The 2,050-nt window shown below is 65.7% G+C and carries 1 protein-coding gene and 1 pseudogene; one reads left to right on the top strand and one right to left on the bottom strand.

Annotation, left to right across the window (positions count from 1 at the left end; genetic code table 11):
* A pseudogene (locus tag GSQ90_RS16915) lies at window positions 1–403 on the bottom strand (hypothetical protein); the annotation flags it as partial.
* 333 nt (window positions 404–736) lie between these two features.
* Here GSQ90_RS16915 and GSQ90_RS16910 point away from each other — a divergent pair.
* Window positions 737–2,050 (top strand): CDC27 family protein (locus GSQ90_RS16910; RefSeq protein ID WP_371418393.1); only part of this gene is annotated, 1,314 nt, incomplete at its 3' end.

Here is a 2,050-nt window from a genome sequence, read left to right as displayed (position 1 = left end):
AAGTGTTGCGGCGCTCAGTCATGGTCGCGCCTTCGACGATGAGGCGCTCAAGCTCCACGGAGCGGATCTCCGAGCCGTCCTGCTTCTTCTGGCTGCGCTTCTGGTCGTCCTCGTTGCGGTCGAGCTCGCGCTGGACGCGGTCGCCAGCGCGATGGAAGAGGTTGACCGTCGACCACAGCAGCTTCTCGAGGTCGGGTTCCACGCGGGTGTCCGCCAATGTCGAGACGAGGGCGTCGAAGATATCGGCGAGGGCGCCGCGGACGGCGCTCTCATCGGGGAGGGGACGCGGATCCGGTTCGTCCTGATGACGATGATAGCCGTGGACCTGCAATTCGTGGATGACGCGGTCGGTCGGAGATGAGGCGTGGAACGGCTCAAAGTCGGTGTCCTGGTCGATCGCCATGGCGGGGGCTCCGTGGATGGCGGCCGCGCCCATCGCGGCCTTCGAGGCGATCAGGCGGCGGACGGGCAGGGCTTGCACCGCCAAGCGCAGCGCGGCGGCCGAAGCGGAGCGGAGGAGGGTAGGGAGCAACTGTTTTGCTTCGCGATGACGGCGGCCTTTGCCTTGCTACACGAGCGTGCGAGTAACCAAAGTTGACCGGCTATTGATTAGATGCCGGTGCCGACCTATTCAATGATCCGCAGGAGCAGCCGAAACTCTGGAACATGGACCAGCGATCGCAGTCGGCAATTCGCGTAGCGTTCGTTCTCGTTCCGACCCCAGAAGGATTGAGCCATGTCTGCGCTCAGCGGCGATCTGCGCGACCTCATCGAACATGATCAGAAGTCGGCGCGCCCGCTGCTGAGCGATCTTGTCGCACGCCTGCCGAAATCAGCCGAGGCGCGCGTGCTCCTCGCCAATTCCTATCTGCGCAGCCTCGAAGCCGCGCCGGCGCTGGAGCATTACCGCGCCGCCCATGCGCTCGATCCGAAGAATCTCTCGATCCGCCATCAGATGGGGCTCTGCGCGGTCGTGCAGGGCGATTACGAGGGCGCGCTGGGCTTCTATCGCGAGGCGCTCTCGCTCTCGCCGCAGGAACATTCGGCGTCGATGGCGGCGCTGATGCTGCATCGGCTCGGGCGACCCGCCGAAGCGGTCAAGGCTTACTCCGACCTTCTCTCCAAGCTCAAGCGCGATCGCGAGGAGGCGCCGCACGTCCTGCGCGGCGCGGCGATGCTGCTGCGCGACGCCGGCGCGCCGCTGGCGGCGGAGCGCTATATGCACGAACTGATCGTCGCCTATCGCGCCAATCCGGTCCGCGTCGCCGCCGCCTTGGTCGAGCGCGACAATTCGATCGATTTTCACGAATGGACGCGCTACGCGCATAAGACGCATCTGGCGCGAGCACTGGCCCGCTATCAGCAAAAGAATCCCGGCGCCCTTCGCTTTCCCGCCACTTTCGTCCTGCCGGAGGACCGGGCAGGGTTGCTCGAATATGCGGCGCGCGAGCCTTCGGCCCTGTTCATCGCCAAGCCGCACCGCGGCACGGGCGGGCAGGGGATCGCGATCAGCCGCGACGCTGTCGCCTTGGCCGCGCGCGACGACGTCGTGGTGCAGCGCTATGTCGAGCGGCCCTATCTCGTCGATGGCCGCAAGGGCCATATCAGGCTTTACGGCCTGGTGACCTCGCTGGCGCCGCTCCGCGCCTATCTCTATCGCGACGGCATCGTCCGCTTTGCGCCCGACGCCTATGATCTCAGCGAGCAGGGCCTCGCCAATGTCCATGGCCATGTCACCAATACCGCGCTGCATCGCGGCCATCCCAAGCTCGAAGTGAGCAATGATCCGGCCCAGGAGAATTCCGGTAATGTCTGGAGCCTGCGCGCATTTCTCAAGCGCATGAAAGCGGACGGGCGCGACGTGGACCATGTCTGGACCGAACTGCGCGCTTTGGCCAAGGGCTTTTTGGCGATGGTGGCGGCCGATGGCCTTTTCAAGCGCCAGGCCAAGGCCGCGCCGCGTCGCGCATTCCCGCCCAAATTGTTCGGGCTCGACGTTCTCGTCGACGCCGACGGCAAGCCCTGGCTGATCGAGGCGCAGCGCAAGCCG

Origin of the sequence: Methylocapsa sp. S129 (genome assembly GCF_009765995.1) — a bacterium.
Classification (GTDB): domain Bacteria; phylum Pseudomonadota; class Alphaproteobacteria; order Rhizobiales; family Beijerinckiaceae; genus Roseiarcus.
Note: the sequence above shows the minus strand (reverse complement) of the source record. Positions and strands in the feature narration are given on the sequence as shown.